Below are 13,651 nucleotides of genomic sequence, written 5' to 3'. Positions count from 1 at the left end.
GGTTTTTCCACACAGCGATTTGACTTAACATCAGCGATTCAAGAAAATTAGCGGTCTTTATATTTGATATCGGCAAAAAATAATGGCACCACTGATCAAAATCAGGGATTTGCATTTTAACCGTGGCGACAAAGTTATCTTCAATGGCATAGATATTGATATCTATCAAGGCAAGGTAACCGCAATCATGGGGCCGAGCGGCACCGGTAAAACCACTTTATTGAAACTGATAGGTGGTCAGCTAAAACCCGATAGCGGCACGATTGAAGTTGACGGGCAGAATGTTCATAAACTCTCGCATTCAAAACTTTATGAGTTGCGCAAACGAATGGGTATGTTGTTTCAAAGCGGCGCTTTGTTGACGGACATAAATGTTTTTGAAAATGTCGCTTTTCCGTTGCGGGAACACACAAAGTTTCCAGAATCGATGATCCGTGATTTGGTATTGATGAAATTACAAGCCGTAGGCTTGCGAAATGCCAGGGATATGATGCCGGCAGAGTTATCTGGCGGTATGGCCCGTCGGGTTGCCTTGGCTCGGGCAGTGACATTGGATCCGATGATGATTATGTACGATGAGCCGTTCACCGGACAGGATCCGATTTCAATGGGAACATTGGTCAATCTTATCCGTCGTCTTAACGATGCAATGGGCTTGACCAGTATTATTGTTTCGCATGATGTGGCTGAAACAACGCAAATTGCCGACGAGATATATCTGTTATCGGGCGGTAAAGTGATCGAAAAAGGTACACCGGAAACTCTCAAAACCTCTGGTTCTGAGTGGGTGAAACAGTTTTTACAGGGGTTACCTGATGGACCGGTTCCATTTCATTATCCGGGTAATGACTTTAGTAAAGACCTGTTGAATGCAGAGGAAAAACGATGATTGAGCTGCTAAGAAGCCTCGGTCGCTGGGGGTTGAATACCTTGCAGCGACTTGGTCGGGGCCATATGTTCTTAGTCCAAATGCTTGCAGGTATGCCCAGCCTGGCATTTCGTTTCTCGCTGGTAATTCAGCAATTATTTTATGTGGGCGTTCTATCTGTCCTGATAATTCTCATATCGGGTCTGTTTGTCGGCATGGTATTGGGGCTTCAAGGTTATAATACGCTGGTTGATTTTGGTGCCGAAGAATCATTGGGTGTTTTGGTGTCACTATCACTGGTAAGAGAGCTGGGGCCTGTTGTCACCGCATTATTGTTTGCAGGGCGTGCCGGTTCTGCCTTAACTGCTGAAATCGGTTTGATGAAAAGCACTGAGCAATTGTCCGGTATGGAAATGATGGCCGTTGATCCGATGCGTCGTATCATTGCTCCACGTTTTCTGGCAGGCCTTGTTTCAATGCCATTATTAGCGGCTATTTTCAGTGCTGTTGGCATTTTTGGTGCCTTCCTGATAGGTCATGGCTTGTTGGGCGTTGATGAGGGTGCTTTCTGGTCTCAAATGCAAGCGAAAACTGATTGGTATGAAGATATTCTGAACGGTGTGATTAAAAGTATTGTTTTTGGTTTTGTCGTGACATGGATCGCTTTATTTGAAGGTTATGACGCAACACCTACCTCAGAAGGTGTAGGGCGTGCCACAACGCGGACAGTTGTCCATTCCGCTTTTGCAATTCTCGGCCTGGACTTCGTTCTGACTGCGTTGATGTTTGGAGATATTTAAATGAATTCGAAAAGAAGTACCGAAATCCTGGTGGGCTTGTTTGTTGCTGCAGGCATAGCAGCCTTATTTGTGCTTGCTATGAAGGTGAGCAATTTAGGTGATTTTACCGATGATAAGGGCTATGAGGTTGTAGCAAACTTTCAGAATATCGGTGGTTTAAAACCCCGCTCGCCAGTGACAATGGCTGGTGTCAGGGTTGGACGGGTTACAGGAATCTCCCTGGATCCAAATACTTATGATGCCAGAGTCACTATCAATATTTACCGGCAATATGACAATATTCCAGTAGATACCTCAGCCAGTATTTTTACGGCTGGCCTTTTAGGTGAACAGTACATTAGCTTGTCGCCAGGTGCCGATGATTTTTACCTGGAAGATGGTGATGTTATTGATTTGACGCAACCCGCAGTCGTATTGGAACAGGTGATTGGCCAATTCTTATACAGTACCGCAGAAGGTGATTAAGATGATTAATATCAAAAAGTTTTCAATGCAGTTGCTCGCTGTATGCTTTTTGGGACTGATGGCTTTAAGTGCCTCTGCCCAAGCGATGCCTGAGCCACAAGCTTTAGTAAAAGAAGCCTCAGACAATATGCTGAAAGCGCTTAAAGATAACGAAGCTGAACTGGATCAGGATCCACAGAAGATTTTTTCGCTGGTGCAGGAAATTTTGATTCCGCATTTTGATTTTGAACGTATGGCAAGATTGGCTTTGGGGCGCAGCTGGCGTGATGCTTCAGCGGAACAGCAAGCCAAGTTTGTTGAGGAGTTCCGTCTGTTGCTGGTGAGAACTTATGCAACCGCAATGTTGGAATACACCAACGAAGAAATCCGTTTTTTACCCTTCCGCGATGATGTTGAAAAAGGCCGGGTAAATGTACCGATGGAAGTAGTTCAGCCAAATGGACCATCCATTCCAATGGCACTTTCCTTGTATAAAAACAACAATGATGAATGGAAAGTTTACGATGTGAGAATCGAAGGCATCAGTCTGGTCACCAACTACCGTTCAACTTTTAACCGTGATATTCGTACCAGCGGTATGGATGCACTGATTGAAAATCTTTCCAAACGTAATGATAGAGCCAGATAATGAAGCTGACTTTTGATGAAACGTCAAAACGCATTCTGGTCTCCGGAGAGCTATCTTTTGATACGGCAGTTAGCGGCATCGATATGACAAAAGAGCTGTTTGCTGAAGCAGCTCTTCTTGATGTAGATCTCGGTGAAGTTACCCACAGCGATAGTGCTGGCCTGGCATTACTGATTGAATGGATGCGTCAGGCACAGCAATTAAATAAAACGATTCGTTATTTTAATATGCCTGCACAAATGCTAGCGATGGCTGAAGCAAGCGGCTTGGAAGAACTTCTTCCTCTGCAATAAATTTTTTAAAAGTGGTGAAACATGAAAGCAGCAGATATCAAAGCAATGATTGAAGCAGGCTTACCTGATGCTGATGTTGAAGTGTTTGGTGAAGATGGCCAGCATTTTGATGCACGGGTTTTTAGTCCGTCATTCTCTGGAAAAAGCCTGATCGAACAACATCGTGCTGTTAAAGCTACGTTAGGTGACAGTTTTACCAGTGGTGCTGTACATGCATTGTCACTGAAAACCGGTGTCTCTCGCTAAACCAATCCTTTTTCTTCCAGAGCAAACTCATGGACAAATTAATTATTAGAGGTGGTGTCGCGCTTGATGGCGAGATCCGCATTTCGGGTGCCAAAAATGCGGCCTTGCCGATACTGATGGGGGCTTTATTAGCCGATTCACCAGTGCGTATTGGCAATGTCCCGCACTTACATGACATAACCACCACTTTGGAGTTGTTAGGCCGGATGGGAGTAACCCTTACGGTAGATGAACGTTCCGGGGTATTAATTGATCCATCTACTTTAACCATCACTGAAGCGGCTTATGATTTGGTGAAAACCATGCGGGCCTCCATTCTGGTTTTAGGTCCTTTGCTAGCCAAATTTGGTAAAGCCGATGTTTCTTTACCCGGCGGCTGTGCCATCGGTTCGCGTCCAGTGGATTTACATCTACGTGGTCTTGAACAAATGGGAGCCAAAATCAAAGTTGAAAACGGCTATATCCGTGCGACCAGTGGCGATGGCCTGAAAGGTGCCCATATTTTTATGGATCAGGTCACCGTGACAGGCACAGAAAATCTGATGATGGCAGCAACGCTGGCTTCAGGCACCACGATTATTGAAAATGCTGCTCGTGAACCCGAAGTGGTGGATTTAGCTAAATATCTGAATCAAATGGGTGCAAAAATTACTGGTGCCGGCTCGACCACCATTCAGATCGAAGGTGTAGAAAAGCTTAATGGAACGCATTATGCGATTCTGCCAGATCGTATTGAAACCGGTACCTATCTGGTCGCTGCGGCAATTACCCGCGGTCGAGTCAAACTCAAAGACACCGATGCAAATCAGCTGGAAGCCGTGCTGCTCAAACTGGAAGAAGCCGGTGCTAAAATTGAAGTGGGAGAGGACTGGATCACCTTGGATATGGAAGGAAGAAGGCCAAAAGCGGTTAATATCCGTACAGCTCCTTATCCTGCATTCCCGACTGATATGCAGGCGCAGTTTACCGCGCTGAACAGTATTGCCGAAGGTCAGGCAACCATTGTTGAAACCGTATTTGAAAATCGCTTTATGCATGTGCAGGAAATGCAGCGTATGGGCGCTAATTTGCAGATCGAAGGTAATACCGTGGTATGCAAAGGCCAGGAAAAACTGACGGCAGCCCCGGTGATGGCTACAGACTTACGTGCATCGGCCTGTCTGGTTCTGGCAGCCCTGGTCGCAGAAGGTGAAACCCAGGTAGAACGTATCTACCATATCGACCGTGGTTACGAATGTATTGAAGAAAAACTCCAGCAACTTGGCGCGCGCATTCGTCGGATACCGACACAGGCAAGGGCTGCGTCCAATGGCTGAAATGTTAACGCTGGCACTTTCTAAAGGACGAATCTTTCAAGAAACTTTACCGCTGCTGAAGGCCGCTGGTATCGAGCCTTTAGATGACCCGGAAAAAAGCCGCAAGTTGATATTGGAAACCAATCTGCCGGATGTCAGGCTGATTATTGTGCGCGCTTCTGATGTGCCGACCTATGTCGAATATGGCGGTGCCGATATGGGCGTGGCCGGTAAAGATGTATTGATGGAACACCCGAACGCTGAGCTTTACGAGCCGGTTGACTTGAAGATTGCCTGCTGCAAATTGATGACCGCCGGTAAACTAGACGCAGAGCCGCCACAAGGTCGTTTGAAAGTGGCCACCAAGTTTGTCGAAAGTACTAAACGGTTTTATGCGGAACAGGGGCAACAAGTTGAAATCATCAAGTTGTACGGTTCCATGGAGCTAGCGCCTCTGGTTGGCATGGCGGATCGCATTGTCGATGTGGTTGATACCGGTAATACCTTGCGAGCCAATGGATTAATACCTATGGAACACATTGCGGATATAAGTTCGCGTTTGGTGGTCAATAAGGCATCCATGAAAACCAAGCATGCGCGGATCCAGCAATTTATTGAGCAGATCCGCAACGCAGTAAAAGAGCAGCAAAAATGAACCTAATGAGTGAATTGAATTTTCAGCAAGCCGATTTCTGGCCCAAGCTCTCCGAGCTATTGGCCTGGGAAGGGGTTTCTGATGCGGCCATTACCGAAACTGTCAGAAATATCCTGGCGGATGTAAAACAACGCGGTGATCAAGCAGTAGTTGAGTACAGCCAACGTTTTGATCGTGTTAAAGCAACCGCTATGGCGGAACTGGAAATACCTCTGGTTCGTGCTGCAGCTGCATTGGAATCTATTCCTGCTGCCCAGCGCGAAGCACTGGAACAAGCAGCTGAACGTGTGCGTCGTTATCACGAACATCAAAAGCAGGAATCCTGGCATTACACTGAAGCTGATGGAACCTTGTTGGGTCAACAAGTCACACCATTGGATCGTGCCGGTTTATATGTGCCAGGTGGAAAAGCTGCCTATCCTTCATCAGTGTTGATGAATGCCATTCCAGCCAAAGTCGCAGGAGTGCAGGAATTGATCATGGTGGTACCGACACCGGATGATGAAGTGAATGATCTGGTGCTTGCTGCAGCTGCAATTGCCGGTGTGGATCGTATTTTTGCTATTGGCGGAGCACAGGCTGTTGCCGCATTGGCTTATGGCACCGAAACCATTCCACAGGTTGATAAAATTGTTGGACCGGGTAATATTTTTGTCGCCACTGCCAAAGGCATGGTGTTTGGCACTGTCGGTATCGATATGATTGCCGGGCCATCTGAAATTCTGGTGATTTGTGATGGTAAAACTGATCCAGACTGGATTGCCATGGATCTGTTTTCACAGGCCGAACATGATGAAGACGCTCAATCGATCCTGATATCACCTGACGCAGAATTTTTGCAGCAGGTTAAAGAATCGGTTGCCCGTTTGCTGCCTACAATGGAACGCAAAGCGATTATTGAAACCTCGCTGAAAAATCGTGGCGCAATGATCCTGGTCGACGATATGCAGCAGGCGGTTGAAGTGTGTAATTACATTGCGCCTGAACATTTGGAATTGTCAGTTGAAGAGCCCATGGAAATGGCCAAACAAATCCGCCATGCCGGTGCGATTTTTATGGGCCGTCATACTCCTGAAGCATTAGGGGATTATTGTGCTGGACCAAATCACGTATTGCCGACTTCACGCACAGCGCGTTTCAGTTCGCCTTTAGGTGTATATGATTTTCAAAAACGTTCCAGCTTGATTCAGGTGTCATCGCAAGGTGCACAAAGTCTGGGTAAGATTGCATCGGTGCTGGCGCGTGGAGAAAGTCTGACAGCACATGCACGCAGCGCCGAGTATCGTTTACAGGAAAAATAATGAGCCGCTTCTGGAGTGATTTTGTTCATTCATTAGAACCTTATGTGCCGGGAGAACAGCCTCGCGGCCATAATCTGGTTAAGCTCAATACCAACGAAAATCCGTTTGGTCCTTCACCAAAAGTGTTGGAGGCTATCCGTATGGCCACTACCGAACGGTTACGTTTGTATCCGGTTCCTGATGGTGGTCCGCTCAAACAGGTGATTGCCGATTACCATAATGTTCCTGCGGAATGCGTATTTGTCGGAAATGGCTCAGATGAAGTATTGGCACATGTGTTTAATGCTTTGTTCAAGCATGGCAAACCGGTGTTATTTCCTGATGTCACTTACAGTTTTTATCCTGTGTATTGTCAGCTCTACGACATAGAGTCAGTGTTAGTGCCGTTAAATGCCGACTTTGAAATCGATATCACCGATTATGAGCGCGATAATGGCGGCATTATTCTGCCCAATCCCAATGCCCCCACCGGCTGTTTGCTGTCTTTGGATGATATCCGTCGTCTGGTGGAAATGAACCGTGACTCGGTGGTGGTTATTGATGAAGCCTATATTGATTTTGGTGGTGAAACAGCGATTCCGTTAACCCAACGCTTCCCCAATTTGCTGGTCACTCAAACCTTATCCAAATCGCGCTCGCTGGCCGGTATGCGTATTGGTTTTGCTATCGGGCATCCAGAGTTGATTGAAGCATTGGTCAGAGTTAAAGACAGTTTTAATTCCTATCCGCTTGATAGTCTGGCGATTGCCGCCGGCGTGGCCGCTTATCAGGATGAAGCTTACTTTAAACAATGTCAGCAGCAAGTGATTACTGAGCGTGAATGGCTGACGCAATCGTTACAGGAATTGGGTTTTGAGGTTTTGCCCTCGGCAGCAAATTTTGTTTTTGCCCGTCATCCGCAGCATGATGCTGCTACTTTGGCTGCTGGATTACGCGAAAAAGGCGTAATTGTTCGTCATTTTAAAAAGCCGCGAATAGATCAGTTTTTACGTATCAGTATTGGTAACCATACGGAAAATCAGCTGTTAATGAGTCAGCTGGATTTGCTGGTTTAATCTATAGCTGACGAACCTAATAGTTCGCGCAGGCGCTGTAAATCCAACTCATATTGTTTATTGAGCGTGGTAATTTCTGTTTGTAATTGTTCAATGCTGGATTGATTGTTATCTAATTCCTGCTGCGCAGCCTGCAGGCGACTTTTTAAGTTGTCACTAAGGCCAACGCCGCTTAATTCATTATCCGCCGCTTGCCGTTGGGCTTGCTGCAAACGCTGCTGTAATCCTTTACGTTTGCTGTTCAACACTTCAAGACGTTTTTCACGATAAAGCAGATCTTTGTCGCGCTCATTTATTAAATCCTGTTCGGATTGATAGGCCGACAGTAAGTTATGATCGTAAATGGCGCGTTTACGACGTTCTTCCGCCGCCATTTTGGCGGCCTGCTCGGCCTGTTTCTGCGCTTCTAAATCCAGTATTCTTTGCTTATCACGCTCAATAATTTGCGCTTCAGTGAGAGCCGGTGGTACCCGCTGAATTACTCGCATCGATTTCTCATCAAGAATATCGTAACCTTGCTGGGCAACTTCTGGCGGCAAGGTTTTACTTATGGTTGGAATACCATTTTCATCAGTAAAACGGTACAGTTGTGCCGCTGATACACTGGTCGTTATAAGCAAAGTTGCACTTAGCAGCGACGCCATTACAAAGCGTATTGAAATCATTCTTATTTCCCAGAGAGCCTTGTTAATTTGAGCTTTGTTGAACATTTTATTCTGTTTGTTATTTCTTTGCTGGCAAATACTTTTTCGGCATTAAGTGGTGGCGGTGCGGGCTTAATCCAGTTTCCTGTACTGATTTTTCTCGGATTAACATTTTCTGTAGCCCTGGCAACGCATAAAGTGGCCAGTGTCGCTCTGGGATTAGGTGCCGCTTTACGTTATATCTCTACCAGTCGGCTGGAACGGCAGTTTGTATTATTACTGCTGGTGGCTGGGCTGCCAGGCGTAGTGATTGGCGGTAGTGTGATTCTATTGGTGCCAGACAGAATTGCAGAGATTGCCTTGGGAGTATTAACCGGTTCACTGGGAATTTATTCGTTATTCAAGCCGGCTTTAGGACAAATTTATTTACCGGTGCACCGCGAACGACGCGGCTATCTATTGGGGGCGGTAGTCTTATTCTTTTTAGGGATCCTTAACGGTTCGCTGACTTCCGGAACCGGATTGTTTGTCACCCTTTGGTTGATATTGTGGTTTGGTATGGATTACCAGCGTGCAGTGGCGTACACGCTGATTTTAGTTGGAGTCTTCTGGAATGGGGCCGGTGCGATTACCTTGGGTATTCTGGGTGAGATCCGCTGGGATTGGTTGCCAGCTTTGTTACTGGGATCTTTTTTAGGCGGTTATCTCGGATCGCATTTGGCACTGCGTTGGGGTAATCGCTGGATCAAACGCAGCTTTGAAATTGTCACTTTGTTAATTGCAGTCAGATTGATTTGGGGGCCTATTTAGCCCGAGACCCCGTATTGTTCACGATAAGCTTTAACGGAAGGTAAGTGTTGCTGCAGCTCGGGGTTATCCTGCAGATAACTGAGTAAGTCGTTCAAACAGATAATGCTCACGACAGGGATTTGATGTGTCTGTTCAACCTGTTGTATGGCAGATAACTCACCTTGTCCACGTTCCTGTCGATCTAAGGCAATGATAACGCCCGCAGGCTTCGCCCCAGCAGCACGGATAATATCAACCGATTCACCGACTGAAGTTCCGGCGGAAATCACATCATCAATAATCAACACCTTACCTTGCAGCTCAGCCCCAACTAGTTGTCCGCCTTCGCCATGGTCTTTTTTCTCTTTACGGTTAAACACATAGGGCACATCACGATTATGCTGATCAGCCAGTGCAACTACAGTTGTTGACGCCAGTGGAATGCCTTTGTATGCAGGTCCAAACAACACGTCATAGTCAAGAGTGGATTCGCTGATAGCCTGAGCATAAAAACGGCCCAAACGGGCCAGCGAAGCACCGCTGTTAAATAAACCGCTGTTAAAAAAATATGGACTTATCCGTCCGGATTTGAGGGTGAACTCGCCAAAACGTAATACCCCAGTTTGCAGGGCAAATTCGATAAAGTCGTGTTGATAATCTTTCATGAGTTTCCGTTATGAATCAAATAAACCGCAGTTTGTCCGAACAGGTTGGGTAATAAACGAATGCCGAGGGTGTCTTTATGTTCGTGATTGACGACGCTGCGGTTGACCACGCTAAAACCGTATTGATCACAAATTTTTTCAAAATCTTTCAAAGTACATAAATGAATGTTTGGAGTATCAAACCAGGCATTGGGCAAGTTCTTTGATACCGGCATCTTGCCTCCCAAACCCAGTTGAACACGGCATTGCCAATGACCGAAATTCGGAAAACCGATAATGCCTTGCTTGCCCACCCGCATGATTTCCCTTAATAGAAAATCCGGTCTTTTCACCGCCTGCAAGGTTTGTGACAGGATGACAAAATCAAAACTTTGATCAGCAAATTGACCGAGCCCAACATCCAGATCGGCCTGAATAACATTCACACCACTTTCGATACATTCAGTAAATTTGCTGTTATCGATTTCCAGCCCATAACCGGTAACGTTGCGTTGTTGCAGATGCTTCAGCAGCGCGCCATTACCACATCCCAAATCCAAAACATGAGAATTATCTGGGATCCAATCACTGATAATTTGTAAATCTACGCGTAATGTCATCAGCCATTTACCTCTTTAGCAACTTGCTGCATATAGCTGGCAAAGATTTCCATATAGCGCGGAATCGGCATTAAAAAAGCATCATGGCCTTGGGTGGCCTCAATTTCGGCATAACTTACAGACTTTCCGGCACTGAGCAGTGCGTTGACGATTTCCAATGAACGTAAAGGTGAGAAACGCCAGTCACTGGTAAATGAAATGATTAAGGATTTGGCCTGAATCGCTTTAACTGCCTGGGTTAGATCGTCATTAAATTCCTTGGCCGGGTCAAAATAATCCAAGGCCTTTGTCATTAAAAGATAGGTATTGGCATCAAAACGCTCAACAAAACTGATGCTTTGATAACGCAAATAACTCTCGATCTGGAATTCCACGTCATAACCGTATTGAATTTTGCCACTACGCAGTTCACGACCAAACTTTTCACCCATCGCTTCATCTGAAAGATAGGTGATATGTCCCAGCATTCGGGCAAGGCCCAGGCCCTGGCGGGGAACGGTATTGAATTCCTGATAACGACCTTCGTGAAATTCCGGATCAGATTTAATAGCGGTACGGGCAACTTCATTAAAGGCAATATTCTGTGCTGATAATTTGGGTGCCGCGGCAATGACCAGAACATGCGCAACACGTTCCGGTAATGAAATGGCCCAATACAAAGCCTGCATCCCACCCAGGCTGCCACCGACAACTGCAGCCCATTTCTGAATACCTAATGAGTCCGCCAGAATCGCCTGACTTTTCACCCAATCCGTTACCGTCACAATTGGAAAGTCAGGTCCATATAATTTACCGGTTTCCGGATTAATCGTATTCGGACCGGACGAACCCTTACAGCCGCCCAGATTATTGGGGCACACCACAAAAAAATGATTGGTATCGATAGCTTTACCAGGACCAATTGCGCTGTCCCACCAACCCGGTTTGCGTTCTTCCAGAGAATTAAACCCGGCAGCATGGTGATCCCCCGACAAGGCATGGCAAATCAACACGGCATTACTTTTATCGGCGTTTAACTGGCCATAGGTTTCATAAATCAAATCAAACTGTGACAGCGTCCGGCCACATTCAAGATCCAGAGGCGTTTCAACATGCAAATGAGAAGGGATTACCAATCCGACTGAGTCAGCTGGCAGGGAGTCCGACATAATGTACTGTGTCCTATAACAAAATTAATACTGGGGATACACGGGGCCGAGCAATAACGGCATGACCAGCATCGACAGAACCTGTAATCCTAATATGACCACTAATGGTGATAAATCAATGCCACCCAGTAACGGCATTCTGCGGCGTACTGGTTCAAGCAAAGGCGCATTAATTGCCTGAATCAGACTGGCTACCGGATTATAACCTTGCGGAGCCAGCCAGCTGAGTAGAACTTCGATAATTATGGTGACCGTAAACAAGCTGATAAACAGGGAAAATAATTCAGCAGCTGTGAGTAAAACCAGTCCGGTGATTGCTGGCCAAGCGCCTGCCAGACTTAACAATAAAGTCAGTTTGATCAGAGCGACCAGAATCAACAACAGCAACACAGCCGAATCAAATTTCCGGGAGCTTGGCATGAAGCTGCGCAGCGGTGCGCATAACGGTTCAGTAATACGAATAATGGTTTGTATTAAAGGATGAGTGAACGGTGTTCTAATCAGGGGCAACAGCAAACGTACAGCAACGATATACATATAAAATTGGAACAGGGTTTCAATCAGAAACATCAGAGGATTTGAAAAATAACTGTTAGGCATGATGATCTTGTCCCAATTCATTGGCCAGCTCGCGTGCACGCAGGGCTGCAGCAACTAAAGCATTTTCAAATAAGCCACGCAAACCACCATCTTCCAGTTCATGAATGGCTCTTTCAGTGGTGCCGCCTGGAGATGTGACTTGTTTTCTCAAGGTACTTGCTGATTCACCACTTTCCAGCGCCATTTTAGCGGCTCCAAATGCTGTTTCCAAACATAACAATCTGGCAGTTTCCTGCGGCAGCCCAAGTTCGATGGCGGCTTTTTCCATTGCTTCCATCACCAGAAAAAAATAAGCGGGGCCACTGCCAGATAATGCCGTTACCGCATCCATATGTTTTTCATCTTGCAGCCAGATAGCCAAACCACAGGCACGCAAAATGGATTCGGCCAATTCATGTTGTTTATGCGTCACCTGTTCATTGGCAAATAAAGCCGTCGCGCCGGCTTCAACTAAAGCTGGAGTATTGGGCATGGCACGGACAATGGACGATGGGGTTTTGCTTAGCCAACGGCTGATATCATCGATTCGGATCCCCGCGGCAATTGAAATCATCAGTTGATGCGGCTGCCAATCAGCGCTTAATTCTCGTACCACATCCTGCAAATGCTGCGGTTTGACAGCGAGAATAACTACATCAACACCTTCAATGGCCTGTTGATTGCTGTTAAAGGTTTTTACCGGATAATGAGCGGTCAGAGTTTCAAGCGTTGTGACCTGGGTATCGGAGACATGGATATTTTCGGCAGGCATTCCATTGGCGATTAAGCCACCAATTAAACTGCGCGCCATATTTCCACCGCCGATAAAGGCGAGCTTACAAGGTATCATTTACGCTTTCTCCATTGGGATATGCTGTTAGCGGTGTAGTGTACTGGTTATTATTTGTCGGGTGTATGTCTCTCGCCAAACAAGGCGGTGCCAATTCTGACCATGGTACTGCCCTGAATAATGGCTGCTTGCATATCTGCGGACATGCCCATAGATAAGGTATCGACCTCAGGATGCGCTGATTTGAGCTTGCCAAACAGATGCTGCGCTCGTCCAAAAGCATCCAGTTGCTGTTCTTCGGTTTCTGCAATTGCCGGTATCACCATTAAACCTCGCAAGCAAAGATTATCCAATTGACTCACCGCTGCGGCGAGTTCCATTAATTTATCAGACGGTACGCCCGCCTTGCTGGATTCGTTGTCAATATTCACTTGCAGACAAATATTTAGCGCTGGTTTTTGCGCTGGTCGCTGAGCGGATAAACGTTGGGCAATTTTCAATCGGTCAACACTTTCGACCCAATCAAAGTTTGCAGCAATTTCCCGGGTTTTGTTGGATTGTACTGGCCCGATAAAATGCCACTCCAAGGCCAAATCCTCTAATGCAGCGATTTTTTCCAATGCTTCCTGTAAATAGTTTTCACCAAAACGCGATTGTCCGGCTTCAGCTAATTCCCTAAGCTGGGTGGCGGGCCAGGTTTTACTGACCGCCAGTAATTTAACGGATCCTTCAGGGCGGTTGGCACGTTGTTCTGCCAATTTGATGAAGTTCATCACAGATTGCAGGCGGGTTTTTGAATTTGTCATGTTGCAAGCCAGTCAGGAGCGCGCT

At 46.4% G+C, this 13,651-nt stretch carries 18 protein-coding genes; 11 read left to right on the top strand and 7 right to left on the bottom strand.

What is annotated here, in order from left to right; all coding sequences use genetic code 11:
- The first annotated feature begins 82 nt into the window (after positions 1-82).
- From Q7V21_RS06760 to hisC, 10 genes are read left to right on the top strand one after another with little or no spacing between them, the layout of a single operon-like run.
- Complete coding sequence (locus Q7V21_RS06760) at positions 83-889, top strand: ABC transporter ATP-binding protein (RefSeq protein WP_304916550.1); 807 nt, start codon at positions 83-85, stop codon at positions 887-889.
- Positions 886-1,668, top strand: coding sequence for a lipid asymmetry maintenance ABC transporter permease subunit MlaE (mlaE, locus tag Q7V21_RS06755; RefSeq protein WP_304916549.1), 783 nt, complete (start codon positions 886-888; stop codon positions 1,666-1,668). The genes Q7V21_RS06760 and mlaE overlap by 4 nt, the downstream gene beginning before the upstream one ends.
- Positions 1,669-2,133 (top strand): outer membrane lipid asymmetry maintenance protein MlaD, encoded by a 465-nt coding sequence (gene mlaD, locus Q7V21_RS06750; RefSeq protein WP_304916548.1) that lies wholly within the window; start codon positions 1,669-1,671, stop codon positions 2,131-2,133. It begins immediately after the preceding gene.
- 1 nt (position 2,134) lies between these two features.
- Positions 2,135-2,761 carry a phospholipid-binding protein MlaC gene (locus tag Q7V21_RS06745; RefSeq protein WP_304916547.1) on the top strand — a complete coding sequence of 209 codons (627 nt, stop codon included), beginning with the start codon at positions 2,135-2,137 and terminating at the stop codon, positions 2,759-2,761.
- Positions 2,761-3,054, top strand: coding sequence for a lipid asymmetry maintenance protein MlaB (locus Q7V21_RS06740; RefSeq protein ID WP_304916546.1), 294 nt, complete (start codon positions 2,761-2,763; stop codon positions 3,052-3,054). Before Q7V21_RS06745 ends, Q7V21_RS06740 begins: the two co-directional genes overlap by 1 nt.
- 21 nt (positions 3,055-3,075) lie before the next feature.
- Entirely contained in the window at positions 3,076-3,300 is a 225-nt protein-coding gene (locus Q7V21_RS06735) for a BolA family protein (protein WP_069296257.1), read from the top strand.
- Positions 3,301-3,329: 29 nt separating this feature from the next.
- Positions 3,330-4,616: a UDP-N-acetylglucosamine 1-carboxyvinyltransferase gene (gene murA / locus Q7V21_RS06730; protein ID WP_304916545.1), complete on the top strand. Its 1,287-nt coding sequence runs from the start codon at positions 3,330-3,332 to the stop codon at positions 4,614-4,616.
- A 1-nt stretch (position 4,617) separates the two neighbouring features.
- A complete protein-coding gene (gene hisG, locus Q7V21_RS06725; protein ID WP_304916551.1) occupies positions 4,618-5,250 on the top strand; it encodes an ATP phosphoribosyltransferase in 633 nt (210 codons plus the stop codon).
- Positions 5,251-5,255: 5 nt separating this feature from the next.
- On the top strand, positions 5,256-6,551 hold the full coding sequence (gene hisD, locus Q7V21_RS06720) for a histidinol dehydrogenase (RefSeq protein ID WP_370654047.1): 1,296 nt from the start codon (positions 5,256-5,258) through the stop codon (positions 6,549-6,551).
- Positions 6,551-7,606 carry a histidinol-phosphate transaminase gene (gene hisC, locus Q7V21_RS06715; protein ID WP_304916543.1) on the top strand — a complete coding sequence of 352 codons (1,056 nt, stop codon included), beginning with the start codon at positions 6,551-6,553 and terminating at the stop codon, positions 7,604-7,606. Before hisD ends, hisC begins: the two co-directional genes overlap by 1 nt.
- Here the strand turns inward: hisC and Q7V21_RS06710 are convergent.
- On the bottom strand, positions 7,603-8,271 hold the full coding sequence (locus Q7V21_RS06710; protein WP_304916542.1) for a DUF4124 domain-containing protein: 669 nt from the start codon (positions 8,269-8,271) through the stop codon (positions 7,603-7,605). The two genes, hisC and Q7V21_RS06710, sit on opposite strands and share 4 nt — an antisense overlap.
- A 27-nt stretch (positions 8,272-8,298) precedes the next feature.
- On the opposite strand from Q7V21_RS06710, the gene Q7V21_RS06705 reads away from it, so the two are divergent.
- A complete protein-coding gene (locus tag Q7V21_RS06705; protein ID WP_304916541.1) occupies positions 8,299-9,060 on the top strand; it encodes a sulfite exporter TauE/SafE family protein in 762 nt (253 codons plus the stop codon).
- On the opposite strand, the gene pyrE is transcribed toward Q7V21_RS06705, so the two are convergent.
- The 6 genes from pyrE to Q7V21_RS06675 are packed head-to-tail and all read right to left on the bottom strand — an operon-like array spanning position 9,057 to position 13,626.
- On the bottom strand, positions 9,057-9,704 hold the full coding sequence (pyrE, locus tag Q7V21_RS06700) for an orotate phosphoribosyltransferase (protein WP_304916540.1): 648 nt from the start codon (positions 9,702-9,704) through the stop codon (positions 9,057-9,059). The two genes, Q7V21_RS06705 and pyrE, sit on opposite strands and share 4 nt — an antisense overlap.
- Entirely contained in the window at positions 9,701-10,303 is a 603-nt protein-coding gene (metW, locus tag Q7V21_RS06695) for a methionine biosynthesis protein MetW (RefSeq protein WP_304916539.1), read from the bottom strand. The genes pyrE and metW overlap by 4 nt, the downstream gene beginning before the upstream one ends.
- Positions 10,303-11,451: a homoserine O-acetyltransferase gene (locus Q7V21_RS06690; protein ID WP_304916538.1), complete on the bottom strand. Its 1,149-nt coding sequence runs from the start codon at positions 11,449-11,451 to the stop codon at positions 10,303-10,305. Before Q7V21_RS06690 ends, metW begins: the two co-directional genes overlap by 1 nt.
- 24 nt (positions 11,452-11,475) lie before the next feature.
- Positions 11,476-12,021 carry a YggT family protein gene (locus Q7V21_RS06685; RefSeq protein WP_304916537.1) on the bottom strand — a complete coding sequence of 182 codons (546 nt, stop codon included), beginning with the start codon at positions 12,019-12,021 and terminating at the stop codon, positions 11,476-11,478.
- A 22-nt stretch (positions 12,022-12,043) separates the two neighbouring features.
- Complete coding sequence (gene proC / locus Q7V21_RS06680; protein WP_304916536.1) at positions 12,044-12,880, bottom strand: pyrroline-5-carboxylate reductase; 837 nt, start codon at positions 12,878-12,880, stop codon at positions 12,044-12,046.
- A 50-nt stretch (positions 12,881-12,930) separates the two neighbouring features.
- Complete coding sequence (locus tag Q7V21_RS06675; protein WP_304916535.1) at positions 12,931-13,626, bottom strand: YggS family pyridoxal phosphate-dependent enzyme; 696 nt, start codon at positions 13,624-13,626, stop codon at positions 12,931-12,933.
- Positions 13,627-13,651 lie beyond the last annotated feature (25 nt).

The sequence above is a fragment of the Methylophaga sp. genome (genome assembly GCF_030651745.1).
The sequence above is the reverse complement of the archived record's forward strand: the minus strand, read 5'-3'. Positions and strand labels throughout refer to the sequence as shown.

Bases quoted from the DNA above. Each gene is read 5' to 3' on its own strand.
- Q7V21_RS06760 (WP_304916550.1), top strand. From the start codon at position 83: ATGGCACCACTGATCAAAATCAGGGATTTGCATTTTAACCGTGGCGAC.
- mlaE (WP_304916549.1), top strand. From the start codon at position 886: ATGATTGAGCTGCTAAGAAGCCTCGGTCGCTGGGGGTTGAATACCTTG.
- mlaD (WP_304916548.1), top strand. From the start codon at position 1,669: ATGAATTCGAAAAGAAGTACCGAAATCCTGGTGGGCTTGTTTGTTGCT.
- Q7V21_RS06745 (WP_304916547.1), top strand. From the start codon at position 2,135: ATGATTAATATCAAAAAGTTTTCAATGCAGTTGCTCGCTGTATGCTTT.
- Q7V21_RS06740 (WP_304916546.1), top strand. From the start codon at position 2,761: ATGAAGCTGACTTTTGATGAAACGTCAAAACGCATTCTGGTCTCCGGA.
- Q7V21_RS06735 (WP_069296257.1), top strand. From the start codon at position 3,076: ATGAAAGCAGCAGATATCAAAGCAATGATTGAAGCAGGCTTACCTGAT.
- murA (WP_304916545.1), top strand. From the start codon at position 3,330: ATGGACAAATTAATTATTAGAGGTGGTGTCGCGCTTGATGGCGAGATC.
- hisG (WP_304916551.1), top strand. From the start codon at position 4,618: ATGTTAACGCTGGCACTTTCTAAAGGACGAATCTTTCAAGAAACTTTA.
- hisD (WP_370654047.1), top strand. From the start codon at position 5,256: ATGAGTGAATTGAATTTTCAGCAAGCCGATTTCTGGCCCAAGCTCTCC.
- hisC (WP_304916543.1), top strand. From the start codon at position 6,551: ATGAGCCGCTTCTGGAGTGATTTTGTTCATTCATTAGAACCTTATGTG.
- Q7V21_RS06710 (WP_304916542.1), bottom strand. From the start codon at position 8,271: ATGATTTCAATACGCTTTGTAATGGCGTCGCTGCTAAGTGCAACTTTG.
- pyrE (WP_304916540.1), bottom strand. From the start codon at position 9,704: ATGAAAGATTATCAACACGACTTTATCGAATTTGCCCTGCAAACTGGG.
- metW (WP_304916539.1), bottom strand. From the start codon at position 10,303: ATGACATTACGCGTAGATTTACAAATTATCAGTGATTGGATCCCAGAT.
- Q7V21_RS06690 (WP_304916538.1), bottom strand. From the start codon at position 11,451: ATGTCGGACTCCCTGCCAGCTGACTCAGTCGGATTGGTAATCCCTTCT.
- Q7V21_RS06685 (WP_304916537.1), bottom strand. From the start codon at position 12,021: ATGTTTCTGATTGAAACCCTGTTCCAATTTTATATGTATATCGTTGCT.
- proC (WP_304916536.1), bottom strand. From the start codon at position 12,880: ATGATACCTTGTAAGCTCGCCTTTATCGGCGGTGGAAATATGGCGCGC.
- Q7V21_RS06675 (WP_304916535.1), bottom strand. From the start codon at position 13,626: ATGACAAATTCAAAAACCCGCCTGCAATCTGTGATGAACTTCATCAAA.